Here is an 18922-nt window from a genome sequence, read left to right as displayed (position 1 = left end):
TCATACAACATTTTAAGAGTCAGGATGCCGACAATGCCGGGCCAGTCTTCTCATTTTACCCCCGCCTTGCCGTTAAGCGCCCAGCCGCTGCCGTATTTAACCTTTTTGGGCCGCGCTGGCTTTAGTGGTTTCCCTTCGCCTGCGCAGGATTACGAGCCGTGCACGCTGGATCTTAATACCCGGCTGGTTAAAAATCCTACCCAGACGTTTTATGTCACCGCTACCGGTAACAGCATGGAGGGGTGGGGAATCTTTGAGGGTGACCTGCTTATCGTTGACCGCGGTATCGAGCCTCGCTTGGGCCACATTCTGGTCGCTATGCTGGAGGGCGAAGCGTTGATCAAACGCTACGCGCTTTACCAGGGAACGCCCCACCTCTGCTCCACTCATCCCCACTACCCGCCCTTGCCTCTTGAAGGCAGCGACTGTCAGCTATGGGGCGTGGTGCGCGCTGTCATCCATGAGTACGTGCGATGATGATTGGCCTGGTCGACGCCAATAACTTCTATGTCAGCTGCGAGCGGGTATTTCAGCCTAAGCTGGAAGGTAGGCCCGTTGGCGTGATGTCCAACAATGACGGTTGTGTGATCGCGCGTTCCGCCGAGTTGAAGGCGCTGGATATTCCCATGGGTACGCCCGCCTTCAAACTCGAAGGACTGCGCCAGCGTGGCGAGATCCATCTGCTCTCTTCCAACTACGAGCTTTATGGCGATATGTCGGCGCGGCTGGCCCAACTGCTCCGCGATGCCTGCCCAGAGATTGCGCCCTACTCCATTGATGAGATGTTCGTCTATTTAGAAGGTTTCACCACCGAGCAGTGTGAAGCACTGGGACGAAAGCTGCGACAGCGTATTCGTCGTCATTTAGGGTTGCCGGTGTGCGTGGGGCTTGCCCCTACCCATACACTCGCCAAGCTGGCTAATCACCTTGCAAAACAAGACCCTCACTACGAAGGCGTTTGCTTATTAAGCGGGCAGGATCACACCACCGAGGCGCTGCTAAAGCGCACCCCGGTAGGCAGTGTGTGGGGAGTCGGTCGTCGGTTGGCCGAGCGCTTGGCGATTGGCGGTGTCAATACCGCCTGGGATTTACGCGAAAGCGATGAAAAACTGCTGCGCAAGCGCTTTTCGGTGGTGCTGGCTCGCACAGCGCTTGAACTGCGCGGCACTTCTTGCCTGGAAATGAACGCGTTGGACCAGCCGCGCCAGCGCATTATGACCTCGCGCTCGTTCGGCCAACCGACCGGCGTGTTTGCCGAGGTGCACAACGCGTTGCGCCACCACGCCCAGCGTAGCGCTGAGAAACTTCGCGAACAGCACAGCATGGCCCGTGCGGTGATGGTGTTTATCAATACCAATCGCCACCGCCGTGACCAGCCACAATATTTTCCTCAAGCGCTGATCCCCCTACCCTCGCCCAGCGACGATACACGTGTGATTCTTGATGCCGTACGCCAGGGGCTTGAGCAGATTCACCGTCCTCGCTTTCGTTTTATGAAAGCGGGCGTGATGCTGCTCGACTTGGTGGACGCCGAGCAGCATCAGCTTTCACTGCTGCATCCCCCGGCCCGTGAGCGTCACCCCTTCTTGATGGCCACAGTCGATCAGATCAATCAGCGCATGGGGCAAGGCACCATCAGCTTTGGCATGACCGACGCGCCTGCTGCCTGGCAGCTACGCTGTGCTCACCGTTCCAACCGCTTTACCACGCGTTGGGATGAGCTGATGAAAGTGGGCACTCACCCCGGCGCAGTGGCAGCGGCCGAGGCGAAGGAGCAACAGCGCAAGCAGCAAACGCTAGCCAGCGCGAAGCGCGTGACGCAGCCGCGGGCTTAGGGTTTCCCCAAGCACCGCCATGACCACCAGTATCGCCAGCAGCCAGGGCCAGTGCGCTGCAAACGAGACCTGATAAACACCCAGCGCATCGACAAAAATCACCACAATGCCGAGCGGGCTAACGTAGCGCACCATGGCCAGCCATAGTGCATAAGGCAGCGGCGACAGCCCGAGTTCATCGCGGAAGGTGTCGCTTTTCAATATAAAGCCCGCCAGCAGCACCATGCCCAGGCCGCCCAGCGGCATCATCCAGCGTGAGGTCAGGTAATCCAGCCAGTCGAAAAAGGTCTTGCCTGCCAGCGTCCAATCCGCGCCCAGATTGAATGACAGCATCGCCAGGGTGCTGCTCAACCACAGCACAATACCCGTGCCCCAAGCAGCTGCCGGGCGCGAAATGCCTTTGTTATCGCACAGCCAGGAAACCGTCGCCTCGACCATGGAAATGGCAGAGGTCAACGCGGCCATGGAGAGCATCAGGAAGAACAAAATGCCAAATAGCGTCCCCAGCGGCATCGCCTGGAAGGCCAGGGGCAGGCTCATGAAAATAAGCCCAGGGCCTTCACCGGGGTCCATGCCGTTGGCGAAGATTACCGGAAAGATCGCCAGCCCCGCCATCAGCGCGACGACCGTATCCGCCACGGCAACACTGACCGTGGTGCGGCCAATCGAGGCACCTTTGGGTAAATAGCTGCCGTAGGTAAGGATCGCCCCGGAGGCCAGCGAGAGGGTAAAGAAGGCATGCCCCAGCGCTGCCAGCAGCCCTTCGCTGGAGAGGCTGCCCGCATTGAACGAGAACAGGAAGTTCACCGCCGCGCCAAAGCCGCCGGAAAACATGCCAAAGCCAATCAGGATCACCAGCATGATGACCAAGCCGGGCATCATCCAACTGACACTCTTCTCGATCCCCTTCTGTACGCCCTTGCCCACAATCAGCATGGTGAGCAGCGTCACTAAGGTACTCCAAAAACCGAGATTCAGCGGATTAGCGTTGTTGGCCCCAAAGACAGCGGCCATATCGTTAACGCTGCTGCCGGACAGGCCTCCGGTCAACATCTTCCACAGATACGAGAACGACCAACCTGCCACGACGACGTAAAATGACAGCACCATAAAGCCGCAGAGCATGGCCATCCAGCCAATCAGCGACCACACCGACGAGCGGCCTGATTCATTGACCACGCGGCGAATGGCATCCACCGGGCTGCCCTGGCCGCGCCGTCCAAAAGCGATCTCGGTCATCATGACCGGCACACCCACGGCAAAAATACAGGCCAGGTACACCAGCACGAAGGCACCGCCGCCGAACTCCCCAGTGATATAGGGGAATTTCCAGATATTGCCCAGCCCAACCGCCGAGCCGGTTGCTGCCAACATAAACCCCCAGCGGCCTAGCCACTGGGTGCGAGGTTGCCCAGAAGAGGTCATTTGCCCAGTTACCCTGTCAGAAAAAGGCGCTCATCCTATAGGATTTCACGGGCAATGCCCAACAGCATCTAGGCGTATACGGCGGCCTTGGCTGCGGCATCCAGGCGCTGGGCGGTTTGATCCACCCGGCGCAAACAGGCCAGTAGCACGGCGCCCAGGGCCACGAAGCCGCCTGCCAACCAAAGCCCTAGGCTGTAATTGCCAGAGGCCTCGGCCAGCATGCCGGTCAAGGCCGGGGCGCATATCTGGGCAACGCCGTAGGCCAGGGTCATCTGCCCCATTAACCGCGCGGGGCTTGAAGGATAAAGCCGCCCCGCCATGGTTAGCACCAGACTGACGCAGCCGAGGAAGGTACCGCCGTAGAGCACGGCGCTGAGCAACACCGCCGCCGCGTTCGCGGTAATCGCAGGCAGTACGATGCCCACTACCTGAATGCACATGGCGATAATCAGCGCCCCCAGGTAGCCGACGCGGCGGGCGACTAGATCCCACAGCATCACCGCCGGGGCCGCGGCTAAACCGGCCAGGGCGAAGGTCCAGTTGCCCATTCCCGCCAGCAGCGGCTCACGCTCGACAATCGCGACGAGAAAGGTAGCGCTGATCACGTAGCCGTAACCGGCGCAAAAATAGGCAGCCAGCATCCAGCGCATAAAGGTGCGTGTGGGCGGCATCGCGGGTTGGCTGTTCGCCGTGTGCGCCGCGCCCCCTTGCTTTTCCGGGCGCGGCAGCCAGTACCAGGCAGGTACCAACAACGCGGCCCCCAGCAGGCTAAAGCCCCACCACTGGGTCTGCCAGCTAAATGAAAGCTGCAGCATCATTTCAACCGCAACGGAGACCACCACCATACCAATGCCCAAACCAGCAAAGTGAATGCCCAGCTCGCCGCGCTGGCGATGTTGCATTAGCCAGTGAAGAATCAACCCGGACGCTAGCAACATTGAGCCACTGCTGGAAAGGCCCGCCAGAAAACGCAGCCCCGCCCATACCCAGAAGTGCTCGGTGAGCGCCATGCCCGCAGTGGTAAGTACTGCCAGGATTAACCCACAGCGGAATAGGAGGTCTTTGATATAGAGACTGCGGATAGTGGCGGCCAACAACGCCCCCAGCATATAGCCCGCGTAGTTGAGCGCCGCCAGCCAGCCGCCATCGGCGTCGCCCATCCAGGTTTGCTGCTGCATCACCGGCAGCAACGGCGTATAGGCAAAGCGGGCGATACCCACACACAATATCTGGCTGAATACGCCCGCCAATAGCACTCTAAAGCGCTGGGAACCTAGCGTTGCTGCGGTCATCGGGCTGCTCCTTAAACACCACTTTTATTATATTAGCGAACACTATATTGATTAGCTCGCATGCAAGTCCATGCATAGTAGGGCGTTTTGAGTAGCGCGTCATGACCACCTAGGTCGAGTGCGTGGTTAAAAACTGGCTAAAGGTGAACCTCCAGGCTTAACAACAAAAACGATAGCGTTTTGCCATGGCCATCCAGATTGAGTGCCCCGTTAACGCCGCCTTGAAGTACATCATCGATCACGAAGTTCATGCCTGCCAAGTTAGGTAGAGGGTAGCGCCGCACCCGACTAGCGCCGCGATGGGAGAATAGCGCCAGCACTCGTTCTTCGGTGACCTGTTCCAGCAAGGTGGCGTAGTGATCCGCCTCATAGGCAAACAGCGCCACGTTGAGGCGTTCGCCTTTATCCCCCGCACGGGCGTGCGCCAGCTGGTGAAGAGAGATCGAGGCGGGCGCACGCATTGACGTTTGTGTGGGTTCAGCTTGCAGCATAGCGTTCGCTCCTGTGGGCTTCCTGGGTCGGCGACTCAAATAGCGTGGCATGGGCATGAATGTCGCTACGCTTGACCAGATATGAGGCGGTAAATACCCGCCGTTGAAACTGACGTCGCACCCCGCCGCCCCCGGCAGGCCCGGCACAGTAAAGTGCCAACAGCTCTTGGGTGGCGCGGGCTACCCAGCGCCGCTCGCTGTGCTCCGCTGCCAACCGCAGCCGGTAATCGCCGCTGACAGACGTTGAAGCGCTACGCTGAAGCTCGCCGCTATCGCTATCGAATACGCTGGCCAGGCCAATGATATCCAACCGGGTTCGCAGCTCAGCCGGGGCGCGAAATACCAACCGCTCACGCAGCACTTGCGCTGCAAGCTGGGCTCTTGCTAGCGCATTGGGCCCGGCATAGGAAATTTCTGCTTCGCCCTGCCACCCTCCTTCGTAGCAAACAGTAGTCTTTAGCCGTTCGGGGGCGGGCTTGCCGCGGATTCCAGTGACCGCCACACGGTTGGGTGAAAGCTGGCGTACTTCGGCGTGGGTAAGATCCACCGTGACATCCGGGGTCAGGTAATTGGCTGGATCATGGACTTCATAGAGCAGCTGCTCTTTCACCGTTTGCTCGGTAACGCAGCCGCCGGTATTGGCGGGCTTGGTGATGATCAGGCTGCCATCCTGCTCTACTTCAATAATCGGGTAGCCCACCGTGGCAAGGCCAGGCACGTCTTTAAAGCCTGGGTCGGCAAAGTAGCCGCCACTTACCTGGGCACCACACTCGGCCAGGTGCCCGGCCATCATACCGCAAGCCAGGCGGTCCCAATCATCCCAACGCCAATCGAAATGGTGCATCAGCGGGGCTAAAAACAGCGCCGGGTCGGCGACCCGCCCGGTGACTACCACGTCTGCCTGCATGGCTAACGCTTCGGCCAGTGCCTTGGCACCCAGGTAGACATTGGCGGAAATCAAGGCGTCATCGTCCGGCATATCCAGCCGTTCGGCCTCCCAACGCTGCAAGTCCAGGCCATGCAGTTGCTGGCGGATATCATCGCCATGCACCTGGACAATGCGCACATCGGCACGGCCCAGCTGTGCGGCCAGCTCCGCAATAACCTGGCACGCGCCGCCAGGGTTCGCTGCACCGAAGTTGCCTAAAATTTTAATGCCGTTATCCAGGCAATCGCGAAGCACTGGCGCCAGCAGCTCGTCCAGCAGCGGTTCAAACCCGCTTTCGGGGTCTTCACGCATCGCCCGGTGGGCGGCCGCCAATGTCCGCTCACCCAGGGTTTCAAATACCAAGGCAGAGGGTTGTTGTCGCTTGATCAACTCTGCTACCACCGCCACGGCCGCATCGGTACGGTCACCGGAAAAGCCTGCCCCGCTGCCCAGTAAAAAACTCATAAATGTGTCTCCTTGGCTTGAAGGGAGTGGTGGTCGCTGGCGGCAGCTACCGGCTCGTCATCCAGCAGCGAGCGGCGGCGTATAAATAGCCCAATGATCAGGGCGAGCGCTGCCAGCGTGGTCAGCCAGCCTGGCGTCAGCGCCAGCCCAATCACCGCGATCAGCGCCACCACATCAATCACGCGCTTACCCGTCATGGCTACCCGAGACATCAGCGCGGCGAAGGCCATCACGAACACGACCCCCTGACAACTGGCCAAGACGATCTCCAGGGGAGTCCCAAACCCCGCCAGGGCTGGGTAGATCAGCAGCAGGAAAGGAATGACATAGATCGCCGCTGCCAAACGCACCGATTCGACGGCGGCAGGCAGCCAGTTGGTATCGGCAATGCCTGAGGCCACGAATACCGCAATGCAGACAGGCGGCGTAATGACTGAGAGTGTCGCAAAGTAGAAAACGAACAAGTGGGCAATCAGCGGCTCGACACCGATGGTGGTGAGCGCTGGCGCCAGCACCGATGCCACCAACACATAGGCCGCGGTAGTGGGTATGCCCATGCCTAAAATCAGACACACACCGCCAACGATAAAGGCTACTAGGAAGAGCGATTCGCCACCGACCGTGACAATCAAGCTGGCCAGCGTTACGCCGATGCCGGTCATGCCAATCATCGCCACCAGAATCTGCGCCCCGGCCAACAGCACGCCGATAATCACCATGCCTTTGCCTGCATCGACCAAGCCTGCCACCAGTTTGCCGAGAATCTCGCGCAGGGGCATTTTGGACAGCAGTGCAAAAGGCACAAAGGTCAGCACGGTCATCAGGATGCCGTAAAAAGCGGACATCTGAATCGAACGGCCGCTCAGCACGCCGTAAAACAGCCCGCCCAACGCTGCCAGAATAGGAATGATCCGTTCAGGGCGTATCACATCTGCCCAGCTGGGCAGCTCATCATCGGGCACCACCTGTAGCTGACGGCGTTTGGCCACCAAGTGGATAGTGACAAATACGCCCAGGTAGAAAAGGATGGCGGGCAGCAAGGCCGCCAAGGCGATACGCAGGTAACTTTCACCCAGAATTTCCGCCATGATAAAGGCCGCCGCGCCCAGGATCGGCGGTGCGATTTGACCGCCGGTGGAGGCGACCGCTTCTACCCCCGCCGCGAACGGACGTGGGTAGTTCAAGCGCTTCATCATGGGAATGGTGAAATTGCCGGTGGTGGCGACATTGGCCACCGCGCTACCGCTGACCATGCCAAACAGCCCGGACGCGACCGTGGCCACTTTGGCCGCACCGCCCGGCGAACGGCCGCTGATACGCAGCGCCAAATCCATGAAGGTATTGCCGCCCCCAGTGTGCAGCAACAAACAGCCGAATAGCACGAAAGCGGCAATGGTCGTGGCGGCAACGCCGACCAGCATGCCCCACACGCCAAGATCACCCAGGTAAATGGTTTCGGTCATGTAGTAGAGATCAAAACCCCGATGGCCGAGCGGCCCGGGGATGGCGGCACCGAACCACGCGTAGGCTAACCCCGCTAACACCAGCAGGGGGAAAATAGCCCCAATGGCGCGGCGCGAAAGCTCCAGAATCGCCACCAGCAGTACGCCGGTCAGCAGCATATCGCGGGGCGTTGCCCAGGGGAGTTCGACCAGAATTTGTTCGTGGTTAAGCGCCACATAGCCGCAGGCGCCTACCACACCGACTGCCAGTATGACATCGATAGCGATGCCCAGCGGGCGCCAGCGCTTGCCCTCCCCTAATGGGTAGACTGCAAGCCCCAGCAGGATGACCAGCGCGAGAAAGATACTCCGCTGAATCAAGCTCTCGAACGGCCCAGTGGCGGAGGTATAAAGGATTAGACCGCCCAGCAGCAGCGCCAAGCCTTTGGTGACTGTCTCACGCATGATCATCTTCTCCGAATGGCCTTACTGGACAGGCTGCAAGGCATCGGGGATGTCGTACCCCTGCTCTTCGAAATAGCGCGCCGCACCGGCATGCAGCGGCACGGTGCCAACCTCCAGGGTCATCTTCGCCATATCGGCATCTTTCATCGCGGCAAAGGCGTTGACCTGCGGTTCGGGGTTTTCCATCACGGCTTTGACGATTTGATAGGCGGTCTCTTCATCCATATCCGGGTGCGCATGTACGGCAACCCCAAACGCCCAGGTGGTATAAGCGGGGATACCGTCTGCAGCGCCTTCGGGCACATCGACAATCGCCACATCGGGCATTTCGCTGCGCAGCGTATCGGCCTGCGCGTCATCAAGAGAGAGCACGCTGATGGGAGTGAACGTTGCGATATCCATAGAGGAGCCATCCAAACGCTCGCCGACCCCTGATTTCACCGAGCCCATCACCCGGCCATCCTTCATGGCGTCGACCATATCGGTCGTTGAGCCGCGCACGTAGTCAGGCTCGATACCGAGGGTACGCATCACCGCTTCGGTGGTTTTCTCAGTGGCTGACCCGGTGATACCGGGGTTGAAACGCACCCCATCCAAATCAGCGAAGGTGGCGACGTTAGCATCCTGGCGCATCACTGCGTTTTGGGGTGCCACGGTGTAGACCCACAGCAGACGGTTATCGACCGGGCGGCCTTCAAAATCTTCCTCACCGGCGTAGGCGTGGTAGCCAGTATTGGTCGTCACCAGCCCCATATCAATCTGGTCGCGCCCCAAACGACGCAGGTTATCAACCGTAGCGCCGGTTTCAGCGACAGAAGAACTCACACCTTCGACCTGGTTGTTGATGATCTGGTTAACCGCGACAAAATAGCTGTAGTGGCTGGAGGAGCTCGAGGTAGAACCAATCAGCAGGCGCTCATCGGCATGGGAAGTGGCAGCAGCCAGCACCGCGGCGCTTGCCACCATAGCGGTAAGTAGCGTTTTCATTGTCTCTCCGAAGCTCGCTGTACGAGCCTTTGTTATTGTAGAACGGGTTGTTGTAAATACGGTTATTGTAAAACGGGTTGTTGTAAAACATGACCGCGACGCACGAATCGCGATAAGCCAAGCATGGTGGGCTGGTTTCATTTTGTATATTGAATAGTTTTTAATTTATGTTTTACTTTCTAAATGAATCCAAGCATCCAGCAGTTGCGCGTTTTTGTTGCCGTTGCCCACTCGCGCAGCCTTGCGGAGGCCAGCGAGCGCGTCCATCTTTCCCAACCGGCGATTTCGATTGCGCTACGTAAGCTGGAAGAGAACGTCGGCGGTGCGCTATTTGCCCGCACATCACGTCAGCTTGCCTTGACCCCGGAAGGCGACGCTTTCCTACCGGTTGCCGTGCGGCTATTGAATGACTGGAATGAAGCCTTTGAGGATCTCAACGACCAGTTTTCCAAACAGCGCGGCAAGGTGACCGTGGCGGCGCTGCCGACGCTGGCGGCTGGGTTATTCCCCCGGGTGATTAAGCTTTTTCATGAAGCCTACCCGAGGATTAATTTAAGCCTGCACGATGTGCTGGCCGAGCAGATCAATCAAATGGTGCGTGAAGGTCGCGCTGATTTGGGGCTTTCCGTGCCGCCGAGCGACGCGGACGATCTCACCTTTGAACCCGTGCTTGAAGATAGCTATGTGGCGGTTTGCCCGTGTGGGCACCCGCTGCTGGCGCAGTCGGCCGTGGCGTGGAGCCAGTTGGCTGCCTATCCGTTTATTGGTATCAATCGGCTTTCCAGTTCACGCCAAGATATTGACCGCATCATGCAGAGCGTGGGGGAGCGGCTGGATATTTTGTGCGATGCACGCCAGATCGCCACGGTTGGCCGCATGGTGGCAGCGGGCTTGGGTATTAGCGTGCTGCCCTCGCTCAGCTTTCGCCAGATTGCCACCGATGGCATCGAACACCGCCCGCTGGTCGAACCGACGATCCGTCGCGAGCTGGGCATGATATTGAGCCGACGCCACCCCCCTTCCGCCGCCGCCAGCGCCTTGTGCCAACTGATTCGTGATCACGCATAAGGTCTTTTCATGAATACGCGATTTCCGCTCGGCTTTCTCTTCGCCTTTATCTACAACCGCGCCGAGAATCTGGCAGACTAGAGATGACGAACATCCACCTGACTAAGTGAGCGATATCCATGAGCGATACTTCCAAACCCTGGACACAGCCAATGCCCGACGCGCAGTTCAAACTGATGCGCGATATTCTTGCCGCCCCAAGCCCGGTAGGCCTTGAAGCGGCGATGACTTACGGCGTGCTCAAGCCGCATTTTGAGAGCTTTGCGCCTAAAGGTTGGCACCTTCATCAGTTCAAGGGCAACGCGGGCGTGGTGCTGGACACCCACCCCGGCCGTGACGACATGTTCAAGGTCATGCTGATCGGCCATGCGGATAAAATCCGTATGCAGGTGCGCTCGATTGGCGAAGACGGCAAAATCTGGATCAACACCGACTCCTTCCTGCCGACCGTGCTGATCGGCCATGAAGTGAAGCTGTTCAGCGAAGACCCGGACGCCCCCGGCAGCTACCGCTGCATTGAAGGCGGCACGGTAGAGGCACTGGGCGCCATTCACTTTTCTGACCCCGGCCAGCGGGATGGCAGCAAAGGGATCAAGAAAGAGCAGATCTACCTGGATTTGCAAATTCACGGTGAGAACAAGAAGCAGCAGGTGCTGAACCTGGGCGTACGCCCGGGCGATTCGATTATTTTTGATCGCCCTATCCGCCCCGGCTTTAGCCCCAATACCTTTTACGGTGCTTACCTGGATAACGGGCTGGGCTGCTTTGTGGCCGCCGAAGTGGCGCGCTTGATCGCTGAAGCAGGCGGTACGAAAAATGTACGCGTGCTGTTTGCGATTGCCAGCTATGAGGAAATTGGCCGCTTCGGCAGCCGCGTGATGGCTGGTGAAATGAAGCCGGATGCGCTGATTGGCGTGGACGTTAACCACGACTACGTGGGCGCGCCAGGCATCGGCGACAAGCGCATGCAGCCGCTGGAAATGGGCAAGGGCTTCACCATGGCGGTGGGTTCGATTGCCAGCGAACAGCTCAATCGGATTATCGCGACAGCCGCTAAAGCGCAGGATATTCCGCTGCAGCGCGATATCGTGGGCGTGGACACCGGTACCGATGGTATGGCGGGTGTACTGGCCTCTATCGATAGTGCTGCTACCTCGATCGGCTTCCCTATCCGCAATATGCACACGATCTCGGAAACCGGCCATACCCAGGATGTGCTGGCGGCTATTCACGCCCTCACCCATACCCTGCAAGCCATGGATGCTCTGCCTGATTTAGAGCGTGAGTTCCTGGATAACCACCCACGCCTTGACCAAGCCAGCCCGCTTCCTCACCAGGGCAGCGACAAGCCGGATAGCGACGGTGATGAAGGCAAAAAGAGTGACGGCAAAGAGAGCAAGGCCGAAAGCAAAGCAGGAAGCAAGGCAAGCAGCACCAACGCCCCTGCCGCCAGCAATAAAACCAAGAAAAAAGCGAAAAAATAAAACACGCGTATAAAAAGAAGCCCCAGCCATTCCTTGGCCGGGGCTTTATCAAACCTTCCCTGATTTTCTTCATAAACATCCTGTTTGTGCTTCCCTGAGAGCGTTTAGCCTTCCTGGCGTTGCCTTCCCTGTTTCCACTTCCTTGTGGTGTGTGCTCACAATGGACGTGATAGCGCTGTGTTTATCTATCCCAGGTTATTAAATCAAAAAAATATTGCTTTAATATTAAAAAAGCCTTGTTGCGTCGATTTAATGCACGATTGCAATACATTTCGCATGGAGAATATATGAATTGACTCTTATACTTAAAACGTGTCGGTAACGATATGGATCAACAGGGAGGTTACCACGCCTGAACCATCATCAACCCTAATGGTAGGAGGTCAGCGTGCGCGACATTATAATCAGCAATAAAGTCAATGAATTAGATGTTATCTGTCGTCATTGCGGCAATTCAGAGACAGCCAAGTCACCATTTTTTAATCGCTTTCGTTTAGAAGGCACAGGCAAAAACACGGCGACAGTGCGTTGCCTTAACTGCCAAACAGCAGTTGAAGTGCCCTTGAATGAACTAAGCACGCTCTATTATCACCATGCATGTTAATGGGCAGGCTGATTAATCAATAGCTTATTTTGCTAACAGGCCGGCTAATAAAAAAGAAGGGGTAGATGGCTAACACATCTGCCCTTTTCCTTAGCATGCTATTTACGATAAATGAGAAAATTCATAAGAATGTAACTAATACGTCATTTATTTAAGCTTAAAAAAAGCCCCAGCCATTCCCTGGCTAGGGCTTTATCGCAGCGTCTTCCTTCCTCACAAACATCCTGTTTGCACTTCCCTGAGATACTAAGCCATCCTGGCGCAATCTTCCTTGTCAGCACTTCCTTTTGCTTGATGATTAGGATGCACCTTTAAACAACGAAATCAACTAACCTAGGTTATTTAATGAGAAAATAATTCTCACACTAGGCTAGGTATTTTTTATCGAGAATCACGCACTTTAAGAACATGCTTACCTTGTCATCATTATGTCAAATAAACATAATATAATTTTCTAATTTTAAGGTATTTTTGATTAATGACTCAAGCGACACCGGCCTTTAATCGCCACCAAACAACTGTCAAAAAAGCATTATCATCAGTTAATTATGGTTATACATCGACCATCACATCTAACAATCTATTTATAATTATTGTAATATAATTAATTTTACTAACCTAGCCAGCCATGAGAAAAAACAAACGCTTGACTTAATTTTATTAACTTTAATAAAAAATAAAGCTCAACCATTTTATGGCTGAGCTTTATTAGGTCTTCCATAACCGTACGTCACAAATATCCTATTTGTGCATCCTTGTGCTACTCAAGCAATCCTTGTCTAATCTTCCTTTTCGCGAGTTCCTTTCGCTGAGCACACAATGCGCTTTATAGAAGTATGTTTATTTAACCTGTGTTAGTTAATAGAAAATAAATTATTATTAAACGCTCGTTTGCCATTTTATAAAGCGGCTTGCCAAGCTTCCAAGCAAGCACATACAATCATGAACGTTTGCTTAATTCTTCTTAAAATGAGTGCGATCATGATTTCAAAATACTGGTGGCCAGTCGCCGCGCTTAGCCTCGCGATAGCTCCTCAAGCATGGGCCCAGTAATGGGAAGGTAGTCTCGGCGCGGGTGTCCTGTATGTGCCCGATTATCTGGGCAGCGACGATTACAATACCCAGCTTTGGCCCTCTATCGAACTAAACTATGGTGATGCCCTTTCAATCAGCCCACGCAGCGGCATTGAATGGCACGCGATTCGCAATGGGGATTGGACCGTATCGCCTTTTATTGGCTATACCTTTGGCCGCGATAATGAAGGTGATATTTCGTCATTCGAGAAAGTGGATGGCGGTGCTACGCTCGGTTTACGGCTAGCGCTGGAGCAAGGGCAGTGGAAATATAGCTTGGCGGGAAGCACGCCGGTAACGGGCGATGTGGATGGCGCAGAGCTGGAAGCATCGGCTGCTTGGCGATTGCCTCTCAATGAGCGTACGTTCTTTACTTTTACCCCGAATGTGGCCTATGCCGACGAAGAGTGGACGGAGTCGATGTTCTCGGTTTCGACACGTGACAGCCTGCGTAGCGGCATTGCCAGCTATAACCCTGATAGCGGCTCCTGGCGTTTAGGGGTTAGCACCAGCCTGACTTACGCTTTGACACCTCAATGGTCTGCCACCGGTTTTGTTGGCACCAGCTACCTGACCGGCGATGCGTCTGACTGATCCTGCCCAGTAACGGTGGACACCTCAAGAACGTCATACGTTACGATGAGGTGAACCATGGCAAGATCGACAACATCAATGAAGAAAAAATCATATACCCGTTACTCAGATGCCTACCGGCAAGAAGCCTTAGCGCTTGCGGATCGCATTGGCGTTGCAGCAGCGGCGCGTGAGCTGGGAATACACGCGAGTCAGCTCTATCAGTGGCGATCTAAAGCACAGCTGCAGCAAGACACATCCGAGCGAGAGCGGTCGTTGGCAGAAGAAAACGCCCGCTTGAAGCGCCAACTAGCCGAGGCAAATGAAGAGCTGGCCATCACAAAAAAGGCCGCGGTGTACTTTGCGAAAAGCCTGAAGTGAAGTACGCCTTTATCCACCGTCATCGTCAGGCGTTCAGTATTCAGCGTATGTGCCATGTTGTCGGGGTCGCTCGGAGTGGCTACTACGCTTGGCGGCAACGCGAAGGCGCATCGTCCCCAAAACGCAGCCAGCAAGCCATTATCGATCAGCATGTGGCCAAGGCTTATCACCAACGCAAAGGCCGCTCAGGCGCCCCGAGACTAACGCTAGACCTGCGAGATGATGGGATGCCGATCAACCGTAAGACGGTGGCTGCCAGCTTACAGCGTCAGGGCCTGCGCGCTAAAGCAGCTCGTAAGTTCAAGGCCACCACGAACTCACGGCATTCGCTGCCAGTCGCACCGAATCTACTAGAACAAAACTTCACGGCCTCAGCTCCTAATCAAAAGTGGGTGGGTGACATTACCTACTTGGCGACGGGCGAAGGCTGGCTTTACCTGGCAGTGCTCATTGATCTTTACTCTCGTAAAGTGGTCGGTTGGGCAATGAGTGAGCGTATGACGGCCGATCTTGTCTGTGACGCGCTACAGATGGCGCTATGGAGACGCAAAATGCCCAAAGGCGTGATAGTCCATTCGGATCGAGGTAGTCAGTACTGTTCCACGCGTTACCAATCGCTGCTTACCCGGCATGAGCTTACGTGCAGCATGAGCGCCAAAGGCAACTGCTATGATAATGCCTGTGCCGAAAGCTTCTTCCACAGCCTCAAGGTTGAAGCGATCCATGGGGAGCAATTTACAACGCGAAACGATATGAGGCGCCAGGTGTTTGAGTACGTCGAACTGGACTACAACAAACAACGGCGGCACAGTGCTATTGGGATGATCAGCCCAGAGGCCTTTGAAGCCCGAATGATCGCTTAAACCAGTGTCCACTGTTGCTGGGTAAGATCAGACAGCCCCATCGTTGACGATTTAGGCAGCGAATGGCAGACCGTGACGGGTGTGTCGCTCAATTATAATTTTTAGCAGTATTAAGACGCTAAAAAGCCTGGGTAAAAATAAAAGCGCCCTTCACGTTTAGGGCGCTTTTGCGTTTAGTGGCTGGTTCTTGGGAATGGTTCTTGCGAATGGTTCTGGTGGTGCTGCTCTGGTAGTTCTGCTCAAAACCACATTTTAAGCGGCATCCATAGCCCCATCAGTATCATTGCGATATTTTCCGTTAGCGATACAAACCCTAGTGGCACATTGCTGCTACCGCCCACACACGCGCATTTCAATTCACGCTTATCGATGTACACGGCCTTAAACACCGACACCGCCCCCACCGTACCGATAAACAGTGCCAACGGCGCCGCCAGCCAAATCAACGCGCCTGCCAGCATTAAGACCCCGGCCAGGGTTTCAGCGTAAGGATATACATAACTATAGGGCACATAGCGCTGAGCCAGCAGGTCGTAGTTAAGGAACATAGAGCTGAAGCTCTCTACATCTTGAAGTTTCTGTAATCCCAACAGCACCATGGCCGTCGCCACTGCGTATTCAGGCATCCGCGCGGCCATCAAGGTACCGTTGGCGACCCAACTAACCGCCAACCCGACCAGCAAGGCGGTAACAAAAATCGCGATCACCGGTCGATATGTGGTCTCTTTCGCATTCGGCACGCTCATCCCAAGATACTTACGCACCTCTTCATAACCACCAATACGCTTATTGCCGATATAAGTTTGCGGCGTGGTGTCGACATTTTCCCGAGCCTTGAACGCTTCTATTTCATCTCGGGAGGTTAGCGGGTGATCGTCAACCTCATATCCCTTACGCTTTAACAAATCGACCGTTTTCATACCAAACGGGCAAAGGTGCTCTGCCGTTTTCATCCGATAAATATGCGCCGTCTCCATGTTGACCACCTCCTTGATGCGTGCTGAAAACTACCTATTTTAAACAACCCCTCGCTACCTTATAAAGGTAGTCAGAATATGGTCAGTGACCAAAATAGAAACGGCGAGGATAGCCTCGCCGTTATCATTGAGCCTGCTTACCCCCTAGCGGTTATTTCTCCAGCCACGCCATCAGCGTTTTAGCCGTTAGCGCTGAAGAAGGCGGGTTTTGCCCGGTAATCAACTGGCCATCTTCACATACGTAAGGGGTGAAATCTTCCGCCTTGGTGTAGATACCACCACACTGTTGCAGCGCATCTTCGACCAGATGCGGCACGATGTCAGTCAGGCCAACCGCATCTTCTTCGCCATTGGTGAAGCCTGTTACTTGGCGGCCTTTGACGAGCGGCTCGCCTGCGCTGTTCTTGGCATTCACCAATACAATCGGCGCATGGCAAACGGTAGCGACCGGCTTGCCTTGCGCAATAAACGTTTCGATCAGACGAATGGAGTCTTTATCATCAACGAGATCCCATAACGGACCGTGACCGCCGGGGTAGAACACCGCATCAAAGTCATCGGCCTTCATATCGCGCAAACGATGGGTCGCTGCAAGCTCAGCATTGGCCTGTTCATCTTGCTTGAAGCGGCGCGTTTCATCGGTTTGGCTATCCTCAGCGTCGCTCTTGGGGTCCAACGGCGGCTGGCCACCTTGAGGCGATGCCAGGGTTACCTCGGCCCCCGCGTCTTTGAAGACATAGTAAGGGGCGGCCAACTCTTCCAGCCAAAAGCCGGTTTTATTACCGGTGTCGCCCAACTGATCGTGAGATGTCAGTACAATCAAAATGCGCTTGCTCATATCTTTCTCCTAGCGGTGAAAAATAAGGCTATTAAAAGGCCTTGTTGATACTTAGTGGGGGCCTCTGAGGTGGAATGCAAGGAGATATCCAAGATCGTCGTCACCGGCTCAAGCGGCAAATGATCACCAGTAGTGTCAATCTGTTAGTGGCGCTTTATCATGGCGTCATTCAGTCATCGTTCAGGTGAAGCGACCAGTGAGTATTGAAGCGCGGGATTTTTACCGCAGCGGCCCTGACCACCGCCAGGGGCAAGCCAGCAGTTTTGCCTTGATCCGGCGTCAGTTTGATTTTCGCTCTATTGAGATTGGCCGCTGGGTCACCAGCGCTGAGCGCGATCGTGCCGCCGAGCTGTTTCACGATGCCCTGTGCGATCTCATGCTGATTCTACAGGGGCCAGAGGCGCTGATTTCGTTACGCGGCTCCATCGCGCTGCAGTACGGCAGTGGTGGCCGACCTGGCGTTTCTGCCCACTACGACCCCAGCCAACGCAGTTTTGCGCTGGCCAAAAACGCAGGGCCCGGCAGCATTGCCCACGAGTGGTTTCATGCTTTTGATCACTATATCGCCAGTAAGTGTTTTCGCGGCACGCCTGCCGGTATGTTCGCCTCTACTGCTTGGCTTGCCGATGCAACGCCCATCGCCCACCCTCTGAATCAACTGCTGATGCGCTGTTTCAAAGCCGTACTACTGCAGCCCGAAGGCGACCAGCCTAGCGCTCTGTTTCAAAGCTCAGTACAGATGGATAAAAAGCTTGGCCAGCTCTATTACAGCAAGCCCGAAGAACTCTGTGCACGCGCCTTTGAGGCGTTTGTGCAGGATGCCGGCATCACTAATCACTTTCTGGTCAAGGGCACCAAGGCCTCTCTTGAAGCGGAAAAAGGGCTCTACCCACAGAGCGCACAACGGGAGCAGATCAATGCCGCGTTTAGCGACTATTTTGCCAGGCTGGGAAAGGCGTTACGGGAAACCGGATAAGCATGACAGCGTGCAAAATGGTGCAATCGTGCCTAATATGTAGCAACGCTCACTACTCAAAGGAAGAGAACATGCCATCTACTACCACTATCGTCGTTATCGTTGTTGTTATCGTTGCCGTGCTTGGCATTGGCTTCGGCGGTGTGCTGCCTTTTTAATCGCTCGCAAAGGTGGTTAACGCAGGGCGCCTGGCCACGCATCACACCCCTGCCCTGCCCTGCCCTGCCCTGCCCAAACACCTTATCAAAAATTAAAATAAAAAAGGTTAAAAAATCAAACAAGCTAGCCTGCAAAAGGCTAGCTTTAATTTAGCATAAAAAATTACCTTTATTTTCATAAAGATATTGCCGTTTAATTTATATGTTTCATTTCCCTAAGCGCCCTAGTTAGCAGGGTAGTTTTTTATCTTTTTAAGCAATTTAAACAAGCTTTTTACAAATTTATTTTTAAACTATAATTGTCAATAATATTCGGTTATATGCCTAAACATTATTTATATTAGAAATTTAGCAGAGACACTGTTGCGAAGGGCTTCATTCCTGCCAAATCTGGAGCCAAACATGCCTACTGCCCTGCCTTCTCATACCCACCTGATGATTCGCAAGTTAGAAAGTAATTTTACTCTTACCGCCGAAGAGAAGCAGGCACTCCAGGAATTACCGGTACAAACACAAGACGTCAAGTCTAACCAAGACATCGTTAAAATGGGCGACCAACCTAGTCAATGTTGCTTACTGCTGGAAGGTTTTTCGTG

At 55.2% G+C, this 18922-nt stretch carries 15 protein-coding genes and 2 pseudogenes; 8 read left to right on the top strand and 9 right to left on the bottom strand.

The window, feature by feature from the left end; genetic code table 11:
- The first annotated feature begins 33 nt into the window (after positions 1-33).
- Positions 34-477 (top strand): LexA family protein, encoded by a 444-nt coding sequence (locus CXF87_RS09865; RefSeq protein WP_008957245.1) that lies wholly within the window; start codon positions 34-36, stop codon positions 475-477.
- Entirely contained in the window at positions 477-1835 is a 1359-nt protein-coding gene (locus CXF87_RS09860; RefSeq protein ID WP_101146511.1) for a Y-family DNA polymerase, read from the top strand. Before CXF87_RS09865 ends, CXF87_RS09860 begins: the two co-directional genes overlap by 1 nt.
- Here CXF87_RS09860 and CXF87_RS09855 read toward each other — a convergent pair.
- The 6 genes from CXF87_RS09855 to CXF87_RS09830 form a co-directional block, all read right to left on the bottom strand.
- A complete protein-coding gene (locus CXF87_RS09855) occupies positions 1797-3260 on the bottom strand; it encodes a sodium-dependent transporter (protein ID WP_101146509.1) in 1464 nt (487 codons plus the stop codon). The genes CXF87_RS09860 and CXF87_RS09855 overlap by 39 nt on opposite strands.
- A 68-nt stretch (positions 3261-3328) precedes the next feature.
- Positions 3329-4552: a YbfB/YjiJ family MFS transporter gene (locus tag CXF87_RS09850; protein WP_101146508.1), complete on the bottom strand. Its 1224-nt coding sequence runs from the start codon at positions 4550-4552 to the stop codon at positions 3329-3331.
- Between the two features lie 137 nt (positions 4553-4689).
- On the bottom strand, positions 4690-5043 hold the full coding sequence (locus tag CXF87_RS09845) for an AtuA-related protein (RefSeq protein WP_008957250.1): 354 nt from the start codon (positions 5041-5043) through the stop codon (positions 4690-4692).
- Positions 5030-6436, bottom strand: a complete 1407-nt coding sequence (locus CXF87_RS09840) for an acyclic terpene utilization AtuA family protein (RefSeq protein ID WP_101146507.1) — start codon at positions 6434-6436, stop codon at positions 5030-5032. The genes CXF87_RS09845 and CXF87_RS09840 overlap by 14 nt, the downstream gene beginning before the upstream one ends.
- On the bottom strand, positions 6433-8343 hold the full coding sequence (locus CXF87_RS09835) for a TRAP transporter permease (RefSeq protein WP_232774872.1): 1911 nt from the start codon (positions 8341-8343) through the stop codon (positions 6433-6435). The genes CXF87_RS09840 and CXF87_RS09835 overlap by 4 nt, the downstream gene beginning before the upstream one ends.
- Before the next feature lie 21 nt (positions 8344-8364).
- Positions 8365-9330: a TAXI family TRAP transporter solute-binding subunit gene (locus CXF87_RS09830; protein WP_008957253.1), complete on the bottom strand. Its 966-nt coding sequence runs from the start codon at positions 9328-9330 to the stop codon at positions 8365-8367.
- A 183-nt stretch (positions 9331-9513) separates the two neighbouring features.
- Between CXF87_RS09830 and CXF87_RS09825 the strand changes: the two genes are divergently transcribed.
- The 4 genes and pseudogenes from CXF87_RS09825 (at position 9514) to CXF87_RS09805 (ending at position 15377) form a co-directional block, all read left to right on the top strand.
- The gene (locus CXF87_RS09825) at positions 9514-10398 is read left to right on the top strand and encodes a LysR family transcriptional regulator (RefSeq protein WP_101146505.1); all 885 of its coding nucleotides are present in this window, start codon (positions 9514-9516) and stop codon (positions 10396-10398) included.
- Positions 10399-10517: 119 nt separating this feature from the next.
- Positions 10518-11882 carry a M20/M25/M40 family metallo-hydrolase gene (locus CXF87_RS09820; RefSeq protein ID WP_232774871.1) on the top strand — a complete coding sequence of 455 codons (1365 nt, stop codon included), beginning with the start codon at positions 10518-10520 and terminating at the stop codon, positions 11880-11882.
- A gap of 1681 nt (positions 11883-13563) precedes the next feature.
- Positions 13564-14154: pseudogene (locus CXF87_RS09810) on the top strand (MipA/OmpV family protein); the annotation flags it as partial.
- A 57-nt stretch (positions 14155-14211) separates the two neighbouring features.
- A protein-coding gene (locus CXF87_RS09805) for an IS3 family transposase (protein WP_101146503.1) occupies positions 14212-15377 on the top strand; the annotation gives its coding sequence in 2 pieces (ribosomal slippage) (positions 14212-14473 and positions 14473-15377; 1167 coding nt in all).
- 239 nt (positions 15378-15616) lie between these two features.
- On the opposite strand, the gene CXF87_RS09800 is transcribed toward CXF87_RS09805, so the two are convergent.
- Both CXF87_RS09800 and CXF87_RS09795 read right to left on the bottom strand, forming a co-directional pair.
- Entirely contained in the window at positions 15617-16354 is a 738-nt protein-coding gene (locus tag CXF87_RS09800) for a MauE/DoxX family redox-associated membrane protein (protein WP_101146502.1), read from the bottom strand.
- Between the two features lie 151 nt (positions 16355-16505).
- Complete coding sequence (locus tag CXF87_RS09795) at positions 16506-17192, bottom strand: type 1 glutamine amidotransferase domain-containing protein (RefSeq protein WP_101146501.1); 687 nt, start codon at positions 17190-17192, stop codon at positions 16506-16508.
- A gap of 196 nt (positions 17193-17388) precedes the next feature.
- On the opposite strand from CXF87_RS09795, the gene CXF87_RS09790 reads away from it, so the two are divergent.
- Positions 17389-18168, top strand: coding sequence for a CLCA_X family protein (locus CXF87_RS09790; RefSeq protein ID WP_101146500.1), 780 nt, complete (start codon positions 17389-17391; stop codon positions 18166-18168).
- 56 nt (positions 18169-18224) lie between these two features.
- Here the strand turns inward: CXF87_RS09790 and CXF87_RS21590 are convergent, their stop codons facing one another.
- Positions 18225-18449 carry a hypothetical protein gene (locus tag CXF87_RS21590; protein WP_157826492.1) on the bottom strand — a complete coding sequence of 75 codons (225 nt, stop codon included), beginning with the start codon at positions 18447-18449 and terminating at the stop codon, positions 18225-18227.
- A gap of 279 nt (positions 18450-18728) precedes the next feature.
- Between CXF87_RS21590 and CXF87_RS09785 the strand changes: the two are divergent.
- Positions 18729-18922: pseudogene (locus CXF87_RS09785) on the top strand (Crp/Fnr family transcriptional regulator); the annotation flags it as partial.

Origin of the sequence: Halomonas sp. MES3-P3E, assembly GCF_002836035.1 — a bacterium.
In the GTDB taxonomy this organism is placed as follows: Bacteria; Pseudomonadota; Gammaproteobacteria; order Pseudomonadales; family Halomonadaceae; genus Vreelandella; species Vreelandella arctica.
This window is presented reverse-complemented; position numbering and strand designations above follow the sequence as displayed.

Bases quoted from the DNA above. Each gene is read 5' to 3' on its own strand.
- CXF87_RS09830 (WP_008957253.1), bottom strand. From the start codon at position 9,330: ATGAAAACGCTACTTACCGCTATGGTGGCAAGCGCCGCGGTGCTGGCT.
- CXF87_RS09840 (WP_101146507.1), bottom strand. From the start codon at position 6,436: ATGAGTTTTTTACTGGGCAGCGGGGCAGGCTTTTCCGGTGACCGTACC.
- CXF87_RS09860 (WP_101146511.1), top strand. From the start codon at position 477: ATGATTGGCCTGGTCGACGCCAATAACTTCTATGTCAGCTGCGAGCGG.
- CXF87_RS09850 (WP_101146508.1), bottom strand. From the start codon at position 4,552: ATGACCGCAGCAACGCTAGGTTCCCAGCGCTTTAGAGTGCTATTGGCG.
- CXF87_RS09855 (WP_101146509.1), bottom strand. From the start codon at position 3,260: ATGACCTCTTCTGGGCAACCTCGCACCCAGTGGCTAGGCCGCTGGGGG.
- CXF87_RS09845 (WP_008957250.1), bottom strand. From the start codon at position 5,043: ATGCTGCAAGCTGAACCCACACAAACGTCAATGCGTGCGCCCGCCTCG.
- CXF87_RS09795 (WP_101146501.1), bottom strand. From the start codon at position 17,192: ATGAGCAAGCGCATTTTGATTGTACTGACATCTCACGATCAGTTGGGC.
- CXF87_RS09820 (WP_232774871.1), top strand. From the start codon at position 10,518: ATGAGCGATACTTCCAAACCCTGGACACAGCCAATGCCCGACGCGCAG.
- CXF87_RS09800 (WP_101146502.1), bottom strand. From the start codon at position 16,354: ATGGAGACGGCGCATATTTATCGGATGAAAACGGCAGAGCACCTTTGC.
- CXF87_RS09835 (WP_232774872.1), bottom strand. From the start codon at position 8,343: ATGCGTGAGACAGTCACCAAAGGCTTGGCGCTGCTGCTGGGCGGTCTA.
- CXF87_RS09865 (WP_008957245.1), top strand. From the start codon at position 34: ATGCCGGGCCAGTCTTCTCATTTTACCCCCGCCTTGCCGTTAAGCGCC.
- CXF87_RS09825 (WP_101146505.1), top strand. From the start codon at position 9,514: ATGAATCCAAGCATCCAGCAGTTGCGCGTTTTTGTTGCCGTTGCCCAC.